Here is a 378-nt window from a genome sequence, read left to right as displayed (position 1 = left end):
GTACATATCCACCAATATCTCTTGTTAAGTATGCGTCAATCGGTGATGTATTCTCCCTAATGAATACACTGAGTTTTAATGGTTCGATGCTCTCTAGTTCGGTAAATGCTTTGGTATAGCCAATGTGTTTTGCGAATAATAGTTTTGGGGAGTGCCAGCAATCCAGTTGATTTTTCGGTTCTTCCGACATTAAATCCTGGAGTGCTGCTTTTTTATCGCTACTCGCGGAAAGTAGGTGTTTTGCGTGTTGATGTGCTTTGTTAAACACTGATCCAGTGCTGTATTCTGTGAACGTATGCTCAAATCCTTTGAACCTCAAATAGCAACATTCATTAAAAAGCTCGATGATAGCCATTTCTAAATCAACGTTTTTTGGGG

At 39.4% G+C, this 378-nt stretch carries 1 protein-coding gene; it reads right to left on the bottom strand.

Features of this window, described 5'->3' with window-relative positions; translation table 11 throughout:
• The coding region (locus tag AB4585_RS23350; RefSeq protein WP_372171164.1) for a hypothetical protein at window positions 1-355 on the bottom strand (355 nt) is incomplete at its 3' end.
• Window positions 356-378: the final 23 nt, after the last annotated feature.

The sequence above is a fragment of the Vibrio sp. 10N.222.49.C9 genome, assembly GCF_041474985.1.
Lineage (GTDB): Bacteria > Pseudomonadota > Gammaproteobacteria > Enterobacterales > Vibrionaceae > Vibrio > Vibrio crassostreae_C.
Note: the sequence above shows the minus strand (reverse complement) of the source record. Positions and strands in the feature narration are given on the sequence as shown.